Below are 15,705 nucleotides of genomic sequence, written 5' to 3' on the forward strand. Positions count from 1 at the left end.
CGCAGAGCAGGAAATTGCAGCTAACGCGTCGAAATTCATAAAGAAGGTGGCGAACCGTCAAACGTTTGCTCCACCTTCTTATTTTTTTGCTGATGAAGGAGCGGGCCATGACCCTAATGACCGAACTGGCAAGCCGGGGGCTGCAAGCGCTGCTGCAGCAGCTGCTGCACCCGTTTTACTATGTGGGTGTCTTGTTTATCGTATTGCAATACCGCAGACAAATTGCTTTCGAGCGGAAGCTGTTCTCAACCAAGCTGCACTCCTTGCTGTCTGAGACATGGCGTACGGTGCTGTGGGGCTGGGTGGGCGGTTTGCTAGCGTCCGCGATGATGGCGGCCGTCGGTGCGACCGTGGAGCCTGAAGCGGTCATCCTGTTGTGGTTGATCTCGCTTGTGCTTATCTTGATAAAGGTTCGTTTCTTATGCTGGGCTTATGCGGTGGGAATTTTGGGCGTGCTGCAGGTCGTACTGAGCGCTTTCCCCGTTCTCCAAGCTCCACAGGCTTCGTGGTTGATCGCGCCGCTGATGGGCGTCAGCGTACCTTCCATGCTGGCCCTGGTGGCCGTGCTGCATTTGGTGGAAGCCGTCTATGTCCGTACGCAGGGGCATCGGTTCGGTACGCCCATGTTTTTCGAGAGCAAGCGGGGTAAAATTGTCGGAGGCTACCAGCTGCAGGGATTTTGGCCGATTGTGCTGTTCCTGATCGTGCCGATGCAGGGCGGAAGCTCCGTGCCCCTGCCATGGATGCCGCTCTTGGGCGGGGATGTTTGGGCAGGCGGCTGGACGATCATCGGCTTCCCGGTTATGATCGGCTTCGCCGAAATGACGCTCTCGCGTCTGCCTAAAGCGAAGGTGCGGCTCAGCTCTTCCTTGCTTGCGTTGTATTCGCTCGTCTTGCTGGCCTTCGCCGCTTTGGCGGCTTGCTGGCCGTTCTTTACGCTCCCGGCCGCGTTACTATCGATTCTGCTTCACGAGGCGGCCGTTTGGTACAGCCGCTGGGACGAGGAGCACCGCAATCCGATCTTCGTTCATTCGGAACGCGGATTGAAGATTCTCGGGGTCCTGCCGGGCAGCCCGGCGGAGGAGCTCGGTCTTGTCGTCGGCGAGACCGTCCATAAAGTGAACGGGATGCCGGTGAGAACGAAGCGTGAGCTGCATCAGGCGATGCAGACGAATCCGGCCTTCTGCAGGCTGGAAATATTGAATTTGGAGGGTGAGAGCAAGTTCGTGAAGCGCGGGATGTTCTCCGGCGAGCATCACCAGCTGGGGATTATTCTGGCTCCGGACCAGGACGTGCTCTACTATGCCGAGGAACGGCAGGCTCACATCTTTGCCTATCTTAGCCGGAGGCTGGTCGGCCTGCTGAGCAAGCGGGAGAATACCCGCTCGATGTAACTGATGCCATCGTAATGAAAAAAGCCGCCTTGCGACTGCTCGCAAAGCGGCTTGCTTCTTTATTCATTAAGGAGAGGGCGTTGGAGCATTCTCCCTCAGTACGACGATTTCAACCCGGCGGTTCTTTGCACGGTTCTCTGCGCTGTTGTTCTCTACGACCGGACGCGTGTCGGCGTACGCCGTGGAGATAAATTTCTTCTGTTCCAGCTGCGCGTTGTACACGAAGTAGCGCAGCACGGACAGCGAGCGGGCTTGCGACAAGCCCCAGTTGTCACGGTAAAGCGAGCCGGTCGACAGCGGCAGGTCGTCCGTGTGGCCCTCGATGCTGATCGTGGCGTCCAGCGTAGGGAATAGGCTGGCCAGCTGGTTCAGAATCGGGAATGCAGCCGGCTTCAGGTCCGCCTTGCCAAGATCGAACAAGAACAGGTCGTTCAGCGTAACCGCTACGCCGCGGGGCGTGTTGGCTGCGGATACTTGTCCCTGCAGCTTGTTCTGCTCGATGTAGGTCTGAATCTGCTTGAGCAGATCCTCAAGCTGACGTTCCTTCTTATCGTGGTCTTCCCGTTCTTTCTTTTCTTTATCGGCCGCTTCCTTGGCCGACTTGGTCGGATCGGCTCCGCCTTTGGCCGTGCTGACCTGTCCGAGAACGCCCGTGCCCTGCGGCATCAGCGTGTCGGCTTTCTTGAACTCGAACTTGAGCGCCTGCGATAAGATTTCGTATTTTTGCACATCTATCTTGCTCATGGCGTACATAATGATGAAAAAGATCAACACCAGCGTAATGAAGTCAGCGTAGCTGAGGAGCCAGCGCTCGTGATTCTCGGGGGCTTCTTGCTTTTTACTTTTCCTCGCCACCGGTTTCACCTGCGCCTTCGCTATTTTTATTCTTCTCATGCTGGAAGGAGTTCAGCTTTTTCTTGATCAGCTGCGGATTCTCGCCGGCTTGAAGAGCCAGGATGCCCTCGAGCATCAGCTCCATCTCGGAAATTTGATGCTTGCTGCGAATTTTAATCTTAGTCGCCAGCGGCAAGTAAACAAGGTTTGCAGAGGATACGCCGTACAAGGTAGCGGTAAAAGCGACTGCAATAGCCGGACCGAGGGCACCCGGGTCCGAGAGGTTGCCCAACACGTGAATGAGGCCCATAACGGTACCGATGATCCCCATTGTCGGGGCGAAGCCGCCGGCGGCTTCGAACATCTTGGCCCAGCCCTCATGGTGATGCTCCAGCGCGTCCATCTCGAGCTCCATAATTTGACGGGTCAGCTCGGGATCCGTGCCGTCGACGACCATCATCAAGCCGTCCCGCAGGAACGGATTGGTATGCTCTTGAGCCCGCTGTTCCAAGGCCAGCACGCCTTCGCGGCGGGCGATGGACGCCATGTCGACGAGTTCTTCGATGACGAGGCCCGGATTATGTTTCGTTTCGTTAAAAGCCATGCGTACCGCTTTGCCGAGCTCTTTTAGCTGGGACACCGGAAAGCTGGTGGCGACGGCGCCGATCGTACCTCCGAACACGATGAGCATCGCGCTCGGCACGAACAGCGCCGTAATATGCCCGCCGTCCCACACGTATCCCCCGATCAATGCGCCGATACCGAAAATAATGCCGATTAATGTTGTCAAATCCACTTCGTTCCACCCCTAGAGTCGATAAAATGATATGTGCGGCGTTTTGTCTGTCGATAAAGGGCGCCGGTCTATTCATAACATAGGTACTGGGCCTATTATCCGGATTGATTCCATCCCGCTGCTTACATATGTTGGAATTCATTTGCAACGGTGATCGAAAAAAGGTATAATATATGGGAACAAATATTCCTATAACAGGAAAGTCGAACGGAGTCGAACTGCACCGATGAACGCATAACTATTTATCGGACAGGAGCGAGGAAAAGTTTAGAAGAAAAACACTCTTTTTCATGAATGGGTGATCTAATGAGCGAGGTTATTGTAAGCGACCGCAAGTTTGAATTGATCTCCGACTACAAGCCGCAGGGAGACCAGCCCCAGGCGATCGAACGGCTGGTGCAGGGCGTCCGCGAAGGGAAGAAGCACCAGACACTGCTCGGTGCGACCGGAACAGGCAAGACGTTCACTGCCGCTAACATCATCGCCCAGCTGAACCGGCCGACGCTGCTGATCGCGCACAACAAGACGCTGGCGGCGCAGCTGTGCAGCGAGCTGAAGGAGTTTTTCCCGAACAATTCGGTCGATTATTTCGTCAGCTACTACGACTACTACCAACCGGAAGCGTATATTGCGTCTTCCGATACGTATATTGAGAAGGATTCCAGCATCAACGACGAGATCGACAAGCTTCGCCACTCGGCGACCAGCTCTCTCTTCGAACGCCGGGACGTTATCATCGTTGCGAGCGTATCGTGCATTTACGGTCTCGGTTCCCCGATGGAGTACCGGGACATGGTGCTGTCGCTGCGCGTAGGCCAGGAACGCCCGCGCAACGAGCTGCTGCACCGGCTGATCGACATACAATACCAGCGCAACGACATCAATTTCATCCGGGGCACATTTCGGGTACGGGGAGATGTGGTGGAGATTTTCCCAGCCTCGCGCGACCAGCATGCGGTGCGCGTGGAGCTGTTCGGAGACGAGATCGAGCGGATCACGGAGATCGACGTGCTGACGGGCGAAATTATCGGGGAACGCGAACATATCGCGATTTTTCCTGCTTCTCACTTCGTAACCCACGAGGAAACGATGAAGCGCGCGCTTGTGAATATCGAGCGGGAGCTGGAAGAGCGGCTGGAGGAGCTGAGGGGGCAGGGCAAGCTCCTTGAAGCCCAGCGCCTGGAGCAGCGTACCCGCTACGACATCGAGATGATGCAGGAGATGGGCTTCTGCTCGGGCATCGAGAACTATTCGGGTCCGCTGACGTTCCGCGAACGGGGAGCGACGCCTTACACGCTGCTCGATTATTTTCCGAAGGATATGCTGATCATGGTGGATGAGTCCCATGCCACCCTGCCGCAGATTCGGGCCATGTATAACGGTGACCGGGCGCGCAAGGAAGTGCTTGTAGAGCACGGCTTCCGTCTGCCCTCCGCGCTCGATAACCGTCCGCTCCGGTTTGAAGAGTTCGAGGAGAAGGTGAATCAGATCGTATACATCTCGGCAACGCCGGGGCCGTATGAGATCGACCACTGTCCGACGATGGTTCAGCAGATCATTCGTCCGACGGGGTTGGTCGATCCGGAGATCGAGGTTCGTCCGACGAAGGGACAGATCGACGATCTGCTCGGCGAGATCAACGACCGTATCAAGAAGGACGAGCGCGTCCTCGTGACCACCTTGACGAAGAAGATGGCCGAGGATTTGACCGACTATTTCAAGGACATCGGCATTAAGGTACGGTATTTGCACTCGGATATCAAGACGTTGGAGCGGATGCAAATTTTGCGGGATCTCCGGCTCGGAGCGTTCCATGTGCTGGTCGGCATCAACCTGCTGCGGGAAGGCCTTGATTTGCCGGAGGTATCGCTGGTGGCGATCCTGGACGCGGATAAGGAAGGGTTCCTGCGCGCAGAGCGCTCGCTCATCCAGACGATCGGCCGGGCGGCGCGGAACGCGAACGGCCGGGTCATCATGTACGGTGATAAGATAACCGAATCGATGCAGAAGGCAATTGACGAGACATACCGCCGACGCTCCATTCAGCTGGCATATAATGAAGAGCATAGAATTACGCCGCAGACGATTCAGAAGAAAGTGCGCGACGTGATCGAAGCGACGAAGGTCGCCGAATCCAAAGCGGACTACCTGACGGAAGTGAAGCAGACGAAGATGTCGAAGAAGGACCGGTTGACGCTCATCGAACGGATGGAGCAGGAAATGAAGGAAGCAGCCAAAAATCTGCAGTTCGAGCGCGCCGCGGAGCTTCGCGATGCCGTCTTGGAACTGAAGGCCGAGCTGTAAAGAAGGGAAGGATCGGGAAGTGGCAAGAGACAATATCGTAATCAAAGGCGCAAGAGCGCACAATTTGAAAAATATCGACGTCACCATCCCCCGCGATAAATTCGTCGTGCTGACCGGGCTTAGCGGCTCGGGCAAATCGTCCTTGGCTTTCGACACCATTTATGCCGAAGGCCAGAGAAGATATGTCGAATCGCTGTCCGCGTATGCGCGCCAGTTTCTTGGTCAGATGGATAAGCCGGATGTCGATTCGATTGAAGGGCTGTCACCGGCCATCTCAATCGACCAGAAGACGACGAGCCGTAACCCCCGTTCTACGGTAGGGACGGTAACGGAAATTTACGACTATTTGCGTCTGCTGTTCGCCCGCATCGGCCGGCCGCATTGTCCGATCCACAAGATCGAGATAACGTCGCAAACGGTCGAACAAATGGTCGACCGGATTATGGAGTATCCGGAGCGGACGAAGCTCCAGATTCTCGCTCCGATCGTTTCCGGGCGCAAGGGAGAGCATTCCAAGCTGCTGGCTGACATTCAGAAGCAGGGCTTCGTTCGCGTCCGCGTGAACGGCGATATTCGCGACCTGTCGGAGACGATCGAGTTGGATAAGAATAAGAAGCATAATATCGAGGTCGTCGTCGACCGGATTGTCGTAAAGAGCGATGTGCATTCCCGCCTCGCGGACTCCCTGGAGACGGCGTTGAAGCTGGGCGAAGGTCGCGTTATCGTTGACGTGATGGAGCAGGAGGAGCTGCTCTTCAGCCAGAATCTCGCTTGTCCGGAGTGCGGCTTCAGCATGGAGGAGCTGGCTCCGAGAATGTTCTCCTTCAACAGCCCGTTCGGGGCATGTCCGGAATGCGATGGTCTCGGCAGTAAAATGATCGTCGACCCGGATCTGCTTGTCCCGAATCCGAAGCTGACGATCGAAGAAGGCGCGTTCGAGGCTTGGGCCGGCAGCACGTCCAATTATTACCCGCAGTTTCTGGCCGCCGTTTGCGAACACTACAACATTCCGCGCGATAAGCCGGTGTCCGAGTTGACCAAGGAGCAGATGTCCAAGCTGCTGAGCGGTACGGGCGGCGAGAAAGTTCGTTTTAAATACGAGAACGATTTTGGCCACCGGAAAGAAGCCATGGTGGCGTTCGAGGGCATCATCCACAACCTGGAACGGCGTTACCGCGAGACGTTTTCGGATGGAATTCGAGAGCACATCGAGGCTTATATGAGCGCGAAGCCCTGCGGCAAATGCAAGGGAGAGCGCCTGAAGCCGGAATCGCTGGCCGTGACGATCAACTCGAAGAATATTGCCTACGTTACTTCGCTGTCCATTGGAGGTGCGGAGCAGTGGTTTCAGTCTCTCGACCTGAACGATCGGGAAATGCAGATCGCACATCTGATTCTGAGGGAAATCAACGCCCGCCTCGGCTTCCTGGTCAACGTAGGGCTTGATTATTTGACGATGCACCGCGCGGCCGGCACGCTCTCGGGCGGAGAGGCGCAGCGGATCCGTCTGGCGACGCAGATCGGATCGAGCTTGATGGGCGTCCTATATATCCTGGACGAGCCCAGCATCGGCTTGCATCAACGGGATAACGACCGATTGATCAAGACGCTTGAGCATATGCGGGACCTGGGCAACACGCTGATCGTCGTAGAGCATGACGAGGATACGATGATGGCGGCGGACTATATCATCGATATCGGGCCGGGGGCCGGGATTCATGGCGGTCAGGTCATTGCACAGGGAACGCCGAAGGAAATTATGGAAGACCTTAGCTCCATTACGGGCCAATATTTAAGCGGCCGAAAGTTCATTCCGGTTTCGGCCGAGCGGAGAAAGCCGAACGGCAAGTGGCTGGAAATCCGGGGAGCGAAGGAGAACAACCTGAGAGGCGTAAACGTCAAGTTTCCGCTCGGCGTATTCAGCTGCGTAACGGGCGTGTCCGGTTCCGGGAAGAGTACGCTGATCAATGAAATTTTGTATAAGACGCTGGCCAAAGAATTGAACGGGGCCAAAGTTAGACCAGGTGAGCACAAGGAATTTAAAGGCTTGGAGCACGTCGACAAGGTGATCGATATCGACCAATCGCCGATCGGCCGGACGCCGCGCTCGAACCCGGCCACTTACACCGGGGTATTCGACGACATCCGGGACGTCTACTCCGCAACCAATGAAGCCAAGGTACGCGGCTATAAGAAAGGCCGCTTCAGCTTCAACGTCAAGGGCGGGCGCTGCGAAGCTTGCCGCGGGGATGGCATTATCAAGATCGAGATGCACTTCCTGCCCGACGTATACGTGCCTTGCGAAGTATGCAAAGGCAAACGGTATAACCGCGAGACGCTGGAGGTCAAATATAAAGGAAAGAGCATCGCTGAAGTGCTCGAGATGACGATTGAGGACGCATGCGAGTTCTTCAAAAACATCCCGAGGATTCACCGGAAATTTTCGACACTGCTCGACGTAGGGTTAGGGTATATGAATTTGGGCCAACCGGCGACGACTTTATCGGGCGGCGAAGCCCAGCGGGTAAAGCTGGCGGCTGAGCTGTACCGACGAAGCACCGGCAAGACGATTTATATTCTCGATGAGCCGACAACAGGCCTGCACATTCACGACATCGACCGGCTGCTTAAAGTGCTTCACCGTCTGGTGGAGAACGGCGATTCGGTGCTCGTCATCGAGCACAACCTGGATGTAATCAAGACGGCCGATTACCTGATCGACTTAGGTCCTGAAGGCGGAAGCCGTGGCGGAACGATTGTCGCGACCGGAACGCCGGAAGAGGTAGTCAAGGTCGAAGGCTCTTACACCGGGAAATACCTGAAACCGATTCTGGAGCGGGACCGTGCCCGTTCGGAGGATTACCGTCAGCGGATGAAAGAGATGGAAGACGCTGCCGTATAACGATAATAAAAGAGCCCAGCACCCCTTATCGGGAAGCTGGGCTCTTTTGCATGCAGAAAAAACAGCCCGGGTAACCGGGCTGTCGGAAAGAATGGCTGTTCTTAAGAAGCCAGAATGGAAGTCAATTTATCTTGGAATGCCGAGGCGCCAACGCGGTTAACGAACTGATGGAACGTTTCGTCTTCGCTGCGGTTGTCTTTGTAGTACAGAATCAGCTGTTCCAGGACAGCACCTACGTCCTCACCTTTGACACGGCCTTTGAGCGTCTCGTTGAATTTTGCGCCTGGTCCGAGAATACCGCCTACGGCGATATCGAAAGCGTCAACCATGCCCTCCGGCGTTTTCACCAGTGCGCCTTGCAGACCGATGTCGGCAATATGCTTCTGACCGCAAGCGTTCGGGCATCCGATGAAGTGGATACGTATGTCTTCATCCAGCTCGATCTTGGAATCGAGGTATTCCGCTACGCGGCGGGCTCTTTCCTTCGTTTCCACGACGGCCAGGTTACAGAACTCATTACCGGTACAGGACACGGTACGGCTCATGAACAGATTCGGGTTCGGCGTCAAGCGTTCGAATACGCTCTCGGTCAAAGCTTTCTCCACCAGCTCGTTCATCACGCCGGAGATGACGATGTCTTGGGAAACGGTGGTACGGATCGTTCCGTCGCCATACGTATCCGCTACGCGGGCGAGCTCGGCGAATTCGTCGCCGCTCAGGCGGCCGACAGGGATGTTCAGACCGATGTAGCTCAGGCCATCCTGCTTTTGCGGATGTACGCCGTTGAAGTAGGCTGCATTCCAGCCGATAATCTTATCTTCGCCGAGTGAAGGCATGTCGCCGATCAGTTCGATCAGCTTTTCTTTGAATTTCTCCGGTCCCCAATCCGCCACAAGGAATTTCAGACGGGCATGGTGCCGTTTCTCGCGATAGCCGAAGTCACGGAAAATCGTCGTAACGCCCGTTGCAACCTTCAGCACTTCCTCCGGACGAGCGAACAGATCGAGACGCTTCGCCAGATGCGGCTTCGCCGACAGACCGCCGCCGACCCATACATGGAAGCCAAGCACTTCTTCGCCGTCGATCACTTTGGAAGCCGGGGTGAACGCCAGGCACTGGATTTCGGCATGCGCCGAGTTATAAATATTAGTAGAAATGGACATTTTATATTTACGCGGCAAGTTCGAGAAATCCCGGTTGAGCAGGAAGAAATCGTTCACTTGATTGACCAGGTCCGTCGTGTCGAACAACTCGTTCTTGTCGATGCCGGCCAGCGGATTGCCGACAATCGTACGAGGGCAGTCGCCGCAAGCTTCCCAGGAGTACAATCCGACCTTTTCCAAACGGTTGAAAATGTCAGGAAGCTGTTCAACGGTCAGCCAGTGGAACTGAATGGCTTGACGCGTCGTTACGTCCATCAGGTTGCGGCCGTAATCTTTGGCGATGCCGGCCAGGGCGCGCGCCTGGTCCGTCGTCAGAACGCCGGAGTTGATGCGGACGCGCATCATGAAGTGGCCGTTCTTCGGCTTTTGCTCATAGACGCCGGCCCACTTGAACAGGTTCATATCATCCGGTGTGATGGAGCTGTAGCCCTCATGAGCGTATTTCTCAATAATGGTGCGAATAATATCAAGGCCGTCTTTCTCCAGCTTCACAAGCTCCATCTTGTTAAGCTTAGAGGCATCGGCCGCCCAAATGGGTTCATATGCCATGGTGAATTGCTCCTCCTAAACTTCTAATTCCGATAATTTTAGTGTGAAAAACTAACTTAATAGTACCACTTTTGAGACCGCTCTACAATGTAAAAGAACAGAACAGCTCTATAAGGTTTTATTATAAAATTAGGGGATTTCGGTTATAATCGAAGCATCTGGCGAATCCTTTATGTTCCTGTGACAAACTTGTTACACTTGTCGAATCCGCTTGCACTTCCCGCCTAGTCAAGCTAAGATAAGAATTAAGTATTTTTGTATATTAAAGGAGGTCTCTCCATGTTTTCCGGATTTGATCCGTTCGTGATCTTGTTCACGATTGTTATTGCTATCGGCATAGTCCGTTTATTCGGGGCTAAAAAGAAAAACCCGTTCGCTATTGGCTTCGGCCTGGTGAGCCTGCTCGTGTTCCTGATCATGGACGTGGTTATGGTCATGGGATGGATGGGTAAAGCGTAAAGAAACGCATATGCGTACATAAAAGGACAGTGCCGTTCGGGGCACTGTCCTTTTGGCGTTGCGTGAAGGATTCATTACAAAAGAAAGAGCGTCACGTCAAGAAAAGAGATACTCTTTCTTTATTACTATACTTAAAGAAATTTGTGCAATGTAGTGGAGATAAGATATGTACCGTAGGAGCGTAGCGTCCGCCTTTAAAATCGTGCTGAACCCGCTAGGATTCATTCAAATCAGCATGATTTTAACAGCGGCCGGAGGTACATGTCTTATCGGAACGAAATATTGTGCAAATTTCTTATACCCACCACATTTCACCCAAAGGCTCCTTAATCAGGACCTGCTGCAGGTTCTGCACCGCCTTGGAGAAGCCCTCTTCGACGGACATCAGGCCGTCTTCATGCTCGATGCTGACGACATAATCGTAGCCAACAAGACGAAGCGCGCTAATAATGTCCGCCCATACCTTCAAGTCGTGTCCGAAGCCGACGGAGCGGAACTGCCAAGCGCGGTCGAGCATGTTGGTGTAAGGCTGCATATCCGTCAAGCCGTACCGGTTGACGTTGATCGGATCGATCGTCGTATCCTTGGCATGGAAATGATGGATCGCGCCGGCGCGGCCGAGGATTTGCACCGCTTGAACCGGATCGATGCCCTGCCACCACATATGGCTTGGATCAAGATTGGCGCCGATGGCTTCACCTGCGGCTTCACGCAGGCGAAGCAGCGTGGCGGGCGTATGTACGGAGAAGCCGCCGTGCAGCTCGAGGCCGATTTTGACCCCGCGGTCGGACGCGTATTTACCGGTTTCGGTCCAGTAAGGAATGATCTTGTTCGCCCATTGCCAGTCCAGGATCTCTTGGAAATCGGGCGGCCATGGAGCGACAGGCCAGTTCGGGTATTTCGCATCGTCGGAATCTCCCGGGCAGCCGGAGAACGTATTGACTACCGGCACTTCGAGCTTCTGGGCAAGATCGATCGTTTTGCGGATGACGTCCTGGTCGTTAGCCGAGATGCTCTTCTGCGGATGCAGCGGATTGCCGTGGCAGCTCAGGGCGCTGATGTTCAGGCCACGGGATTCCACCGCTTGCTTAAACGCTTTCAGCTTGCCGTTATCGGCGAGCAATACATCCGGATCGCAGTGCGCATTGCCGGGATAGCCGCCCGTACCGATCTCGACGGCGTCAAGTCCCTTGGATGCAATGTAATCGAGGGCTTCTTCAAACGGTTTTTGCTGGAACAAAACCATAAATACACCTAACTTCATAAGGCACCTCCGAATAAAATAGAAAATGTACGCGTGTTCATTGCAGGCTACATCAAAATTATATCATTCTTTACGAGCAACTCAAAGTATGAGTTTCGGACAGCGAATCCGTGCTTCAACGGAGCCTGACCGTGGTTAATTAAAAAAAATGGTTCGACAGACTTGCTCGACAACGTTCCTGTTTCTTTGCATGAGACTTGGTTTACAATGAATGTTAGAAACAGTGGAACTACATAAAACTTTTTAAAGGAAGGGCGGATCGAAAAGATGAACAGCAAAGACACCCAAATCGTGGAAACCATTACAGGCTCATGGCTTCGCTTCCCAAACAGCTTTAAAAAGTTTCATTGTCTGGTGGAATTGCCCAATGAACTATCGCTCAACATCAATATGAAATCGGGCGCCGTTCATGTCCACAAGATTGATACGAATAACGTATACCAGCCGTACGGAGAACTTGTCGTTGGCTCGGTCAACCATCAGCTCCACTGTTCCGTGATACCCCATTCGTTAAATGAAACAGGGGTGACTCCTCACGCCAAATCCGATGCAAGCTAAAGGACTATGGTCCGCATCAAACAAAAAAAAGCAGCGGGCACGCATCTAACGTGCGATCGCTGCTTTTATCAAATTCCGAGAAATTAGAACGGCCAATGGAAGAGGCCCTTGTAAATATGAAGCACCGTCTCGGACTTGCCGCTGTAGACGATGACCGCCGCCGTAACGAACAGCTGCGTCAGCGCGCAGCGGGCGTAGAAGTACCGTTTGGACACCTTCCGCTTGTTCACGGTTGTCTTGTTAAGCAAATTTTCCAGCCCCATCAGCACCCCGTGGTATACCCCCCACAGCAAATACAGCCAGCTGAAGCCGTGCCACAGACCGATCATCACCATAATCAGTAAGGACAAGCCTGCCGCGGTCCAGCGGGTCGGCGTGCTGCGCGAGAAGAACATGAAGATATGGTCACGGAACCAATCCCCAAGTGTAGCGTGCCAGTTGCGCCAATATTGTGTGAGCGTCGGCGATTGGAACGGCTTCTTGAAGTTCTCCGGAATGTTATAGCCCATCAGGCGCCCGAAGCCCACCGCAATGTCCGAATATCCCGAGAAATCGAAGAAGATCAGCGCGTAGAACCAGATCATCAGGAACAACGATTCGTGCGTATGCAGCTCCTGCTTGGACAGATGGTCGAAGACATCGGTCATCCAGGTGACGAGCACGATCTTTTTGAACATGCCCAGAATGATCCGCTTGATGCTGTCCTCCGTTTGCTCCGCCGTTACCCGGTAAGGCTCTTTGACGTCCGCCATGAAATCGCGGAATTTCAGGATCGGTCCGGATGTGAAGGTAGGGATAAACAAAATGTAATTGAAATAATCCAGCACCGGCGTCTTGGCGTCTTTTCCGAAGAAATAGGCGAAATACAAGGCGTCGATGACCTTCAGCACGTTATAGATCAGACCCAGGAAGATGGCCGTATCGATCAGCGGATGCTCTGCCGATGCCATTCCTAGGATGCGCAGTCCGGATACCGCGGCAACGTTTAGGGCGATCAGCGTCACGAAGGCGGTCTTGCGCCAGCGTGGCAAATAGCAGAGCGCCCAGAACGCCATGTAGTTGAGCGCCGTGTAGCCCAAATAAAACGCCAGCAGCCGATGATTGAACAGGAATAGAAAGCACAAATTGAACGCAAGCAGCAGAATCCGCTTATTATGCGGCCACCACCGGGTCAGTGCCAGAATGAGCACCATACCCGTGATCGCCATCACCGCGTTCATATTCAAATACCACATAAGGCGACTCCTTTAGAATCCTTCGTAAATAAACAGCCCTTTGCCGGTAAAATAGATCAGCACCATGATCAGCATGGCGAGATAGACGATTATTTCGAGGGCTTTGCGGACGTAGCGAGCCATGCGTCGACCTCCTTCGTGAATACGGGAGCGCCCTCCTGGCGGCTCAAATGCACCAGATCGTGGAACAGCTTCGGGTCATACTTCGTCAGCAGATCCAGCACGGGCACGCCTGCGGCATCAAGCCGGCGGTTCACAACCTCCTGCAGGCCGGCCATGTAAGGCGGCAGCGGATAACCCCGGTTCCACGGCATCCAGATGACCTTCAGCGGCAGCCCGTTTGCGCGGCAGTAGGCGATAATCCAATCGAGCGCGGCCAAATTATCCTTATATTCGTGCTGGGAAACCCAGCCGAACCGTTTGTCGTACTCGTTCCATTTGGAACGGAGCTGATCATCTGGCTGATGTCCGAAATACAGCTCCTTATCGATCCAGCGGGGCTGATACTTCAGCAGCTCCGAAGGATTCAGCTCCACCGTACCCTTATACAATTGCCAGACGAATTCTTTGCCGGAATCCCGGAAATAATCCCGGTACGCGTATACATAAGGCTGGTACCATGGTTTGAACCATTGATAAGTCGGATCCGTATCAAGGATGTCGAGCATCGTATGGACGTCGATGCCCACGACAAGCTGACCCTCCACATGGAAAAGCTTCTGTTCCAGAATGCCCTTCAGATCCGTGAGCTTGCCGTAGGAAAGACCCATCTCGATCAGCTTCGAATCCGATTTCTCCTCGATATAGGCTCCGGTTACCGCAGAGTTACCGAAGAAGACGGGCCCGTGGTTCAGCCCGTCATGGTGGTAGAGCGTTTTGGTGAAGTCGTTCTTATAGAAACGCCGCGACGTGGACATCGGATCCCACCAGCCGATAAGAACGTCCGACAGCACGAAAGCGGCCAGGAGCAGCAGCACGAAGCTGTTTTTACGTAAGAATGAGATCATAGCTCAGGAAACCACACTTTTTCTCGGAAAATGGCCCGGTTTACAGCGATTTCTGCTGCCAGGCATGATACTGCTCGCGGAACGACGCGGGCCACTGCGCTTCATCCAGCCCGTACTGCGCAAGAAAGGCCAAAGCCCATCGCTCGATGCCGAAGCCGACACAGCCGGTCACGGCCGGACGCTTGCCCATGCTGATGTTAAACGCGTTGCCGAACGTATTGCTGTGGAAGTTGACGGAGCTGCAGGCGATCGATTTCTTGATATGCGGAATCGTCAGGCGAAGCTCGTACTTCATCTCTTGATTGCGCTGGAACGAAGCCTTCACTTGGAAGTCGTTCGTGAAGAAAGGGTCGTTCGCGATTTCGAGCAGGCTGTCCACCTGCCATTCCACGGCAAGCTCCTTCAGGTACTCGATGGCTTGCAGACGGTTTTCTTTCACGAAATCCGGTTTGCCGACGAAGATGATCTCGCGCATGCTGAAGTCCAGCAGCCGGCCGAAATCGGAATGGTTGCGGGACTCGAACCGGTGGCACTTGGAAATGGCCGTGACGGTGACGCCGTCCCCTTCGAGAATTTCATTCTGGAGCCCTTCGTAGCAGTGGTAGCAGGTCGAAGGATTCATCGTAAATTTCGGCTTCGGCATCGTCTCGTTCAGATCGAGCGGCTGCTCGGCCTTCCAGCCTCCGGCTTCGCGGATGGATTGGGAGAACGATTCGATGATGTCGAGGTCCTCACGCAGATGTGTCAAGAAGTGGATGTGCTCGGGAAACGAAGTGAAATGATTCGTCTTGTTGAGCGTCTCCGCACGAATGACCGCAGGATAATGCTCTTCCTTCACGCCGGGGAAGCGATTCGCCACCATGGTCACGAAGGAGTAATCCAGAAAGCGCATCAGACTCGAGAAAGGCTCGCGGAAGATAAACAAGCCTGGCTCCAGCACCTTGATGATTTTGCGGTCCACAAGCTCGGCAATAATGTCACCCTCGTACGGGGTCTCCACCCGGTTCTCGAACAGGATGTTCTCCTTGAAGCCGAAGTCGCCTTGGGAAAACCGCTCGATCAAGCGCTTCACCTGGGACTCGATGCCCTCGTTGCCCTTGGCGGAATGGTGGGTGATATGGATTTCATTATTCTCGACGCGGATGTCTTCGATAGTCTCGTCGATAAAGGCGGAAGCGTATTTCAGCTGTCCGTGCTGGCTATCTATCAGGCCTTCGAGCGATACGATGCATTTCATGAA

Annotated in this window: 12 protein-coding genes; 5 read left to right on the forward strand and 7 right to left on the reverse strand. The window is 54.3% G+C overall.

Annotated elements, in window-relative coordinates; translation table 11 throughout:
* Positions 1-107: 107 nt before the first annotated feature.
* Positions 108-1,394, forward strand: coding sequence for a PDZ domain-containing protein (locus tag O9H85_RS21325; protein WP_269883442.1), 1,287 nt, complete (start codon positions 108-110; stop codon positions 1,392-1,394).
* Between the two features lie 66 nt (positions 1,395-1,460).
* On the opposite strand, the gene O9H85_RS21330 is transcribed toward O9H85_RS21325, so the two are convergent.
* Positions 1,461-2,288, reverse strand: a complete 828-nt coding sequence (locus O9H85_RS21330; protein WP_269883443.1) for an OmpA/MotB family protein — start codon at positions 2,286-2,288, stop codon at positions 1,461-1,463.
* A complete protein-coding gene (locus O9H85_RS21335; protein ID WP_269883444.1) occupies positions 2,233-3,024 on the reverse strand; it encodes a flagellar motor protein in 792 nt (263 codons plus the stop codon). Before O9H85_RS21335 ends, O9H85_RS21330 begins: the two co-directional genes overlap by 56 nt.
* A 306-nt stretch (positions 3,025-3,330) precedes the next feature.
* Between O9H85_RS21335 and uvrB the strand changes: the two genes are divergently transcribed.
* Together uvrB and uvrA are read left to right on the forward strand one after the other, a co-directional pair.
* On the forward strand, positions 3,331-5,328 hold the full coding sequence (gene uvrB / locus O9H85_RS21340; protein WP_269883445.1) for an excinuclease ABC subunit UvrB: 1,998 nt from the start codon (positions 3,331-3,333) through the stop codon (positions 5,326-5,328).
* 19 nt (positions 5,329-5,347) lie between these two features.
* Entirely contained in the window at positions 5,348-8,230 is a 2,883-nt protein-coding gene (gene uvrA / locus O9H85_RS21345) for an excinuclease ABC subunit UvrA (RefSeq protein ID WP_269883446.1), read from the forward strand.
* 101 nt (positions 8,231-8,331) lie between these two features.
* Here the strand turns inward: uvrA and O9H85_RS21350 are convergent, their stop codons facing one another.
* Positions 8,332-9,942, reverse strand: coding sequence for a nitrite/sulfite reductase (locus O9H85_RS21350; RefSeq protein ID WP_269883448.1), 1,611 nt, complete (start codon positions 9,940-9,942; stop codon positions 8,332-8,334).
* 279 nt (positions 9,943-10,221) lie between these two features.
* On the opposite strand from O9H85_RS21350, the gene O9H85_RS21355 reads away from it, so the two are divergent.
* Positions 10,222-10,401, forward strand: coding sequence for a hypothetical protein (locus O9H85_RS21355; RefSeq protein WP_269883449.1), 180 nt, complete (start codon positions 10,222-10,224; stop codon positions 10,399-10,401).
* A gap of 295 nt (positions 10,402-10,696) precedes the next feature.
* On the opposite strand, the gene O9H85_RS21360 is transcribed toward O9H85_RS21355, so the two are convergent.
* Entirely contained in the window at positions 10,697-11,665 is a 969-nt protein-coding gene (locus O9H85_RS21360) for a sugar phosphate isomerase/epimerase family protein (protein WP_269883450.1), read from the reverse strand.
* A gap of 267 nt (positions 11,666-11,932) precedes the next feature.
* Between O9H85_RS21360 and O9H85_RS21365 the strand changes: the two genes are divergently transcribed.
* Positions 11,933-12,223: a hypothetical protein gene (locus O9H85_RS21365; RefSeq protein WP_269883451.1), complete on the forward strand. Its 291-nt coding sequence runs from the start codon at positions 11,933-11,935 to the stop codon at positions 12,221-12,223.
* Positions 12,224-12,306: 83 nt separating this feature from the next.
* Here O9H85_RS21365 and O9H85_RS21370 read toward each other — a convergent pair whose 3' ends face one another.
* From O9H85_RS21370 to O9H85_RS21380, 3 genes are all read right to left on the reverse strand, one after another.
* Positions 12,307-13,458: an MBOAT family O-acyltransferase gene (locus O9H85_RS21370; RefSeq protein ID WP_269883452.1), complete on the reverse strand. Its 1,152-nt coding sequence runs from the start codon at positions 13,456-13,458 to the stop codon at positions 12,307-12,309.
* An 89-nt stretch (positions 13,459-13,547) separates the two neighbouring features.
* A complete protein-coding gene (locus O9H85_RS21375; protein ID WP_269883453.1) occupies positions 13,548-14,465 on the reverse strand; it encodes a hypothetical protein in 918 nt (305 codons plus the stop codon).
* A gap of 40 nt (positions 14,466-14,505) precedes the next feature.
* Entirely contained in the window at positions 14,506-15,702 is a 1,197-nt protein-coding gene (locus O9H85_RS21380) for a class-II aminoacyl-tRNA synthetase family protein (protein WP_269883454.1), read from the reverse strand.
* Between the last annotated feature and the right edge of the window lie 3 nt (positions 15,703-15,705).

Origin of the sequence: Paenibacillus gyeongsangnamensis, assembly GCF_027533625.1 — a bacterium.
In the GTDB taxonomy this organism is placed as follows: Bacteria; Bacillota; Bacilli; order Paenibacillales; family NBRC-103111; genus Paenibacillus_G; species Paenibacillus_G gyeongsangnamensis.

What these genes read in the sequence shown, in the direction of transcription:
- O9H85_RS21325 (WP_269883442.1), top strand. Translation starts at nt 108, where the DNA reads ATGACCCTAATGACCGAACTGGCAAGCCGGGGGCTGCAAGCGCTGCTG.
- O9H85_RS21330 (WP_269883443.1), bottom strand. Translation starts at nt 2,288, where the DNA reads ATGAGAAGAATAAAAATAGCGAAGGCGCAGGTGAAACCGGTGGCGAGG.
- uvrB (WP_269883445.1), top strand. Translation starts at nt 3,331, where the DNA reads ATGAGCGAGGTTATTGTAAGCGACCGCAAGTTTGAATTGATCTCCGAC.
- O9H85_RS21350 (WP_269883448.1), bottom strand. Translation starts at nt 9,942, where the DNA reads ATGGCATATGAACCCATTTGGGCGGCCGATGCCTCTAAGCTTAACAAG.
- O9H85_RS21355 (WP_269883449.1), top strand. Translation starts at nt 10,222, where the DNA reads ATGTTTTCCGGATTTGATCCGTTCGTGATCTTGTTCACGATTGTTATT.
- O9H85_RS21360 (WP_269883450.1), bottom strand. Translation starts at nt 11,665, where the DNA reads ATGAAGTTAGGTGTATTTATGGTTTTGTTCCAGCAAAAACCGTTTGAA.
- O9H85_RS21365 (WP_269883451.1), top strand. Translation starts at nt 11,933, where the DNA reads ATGAACAGCAAAGACACCCAAATCGTGGAAACCATTACAGGCTCATGG.
- O9H85_RS21370 (WP_269883452.1), bottom strand. Translation starts at nt 13,458, where the DNA reads ATGTGGTATTTGAATATGAACGCGGTGATGGCGATCACGGGTATGGTG.
- O9H85_RS21375 (WP_269883453.1), bottom strand. Translation starts at nt 14,465, where the DNA reads ATGATCTCATTCTTACGTAAAAACAGCTTCGTGCTGCTGCTCCTGGCC.
- O9H85_RS21380 (WP_269883454.1), bottom strand. Translation starts at nt 15,702, where the DNA reads ATGAAATGCATCGTATCGCTCGAAGGCCTGATAGATAGCCAGCACGGA.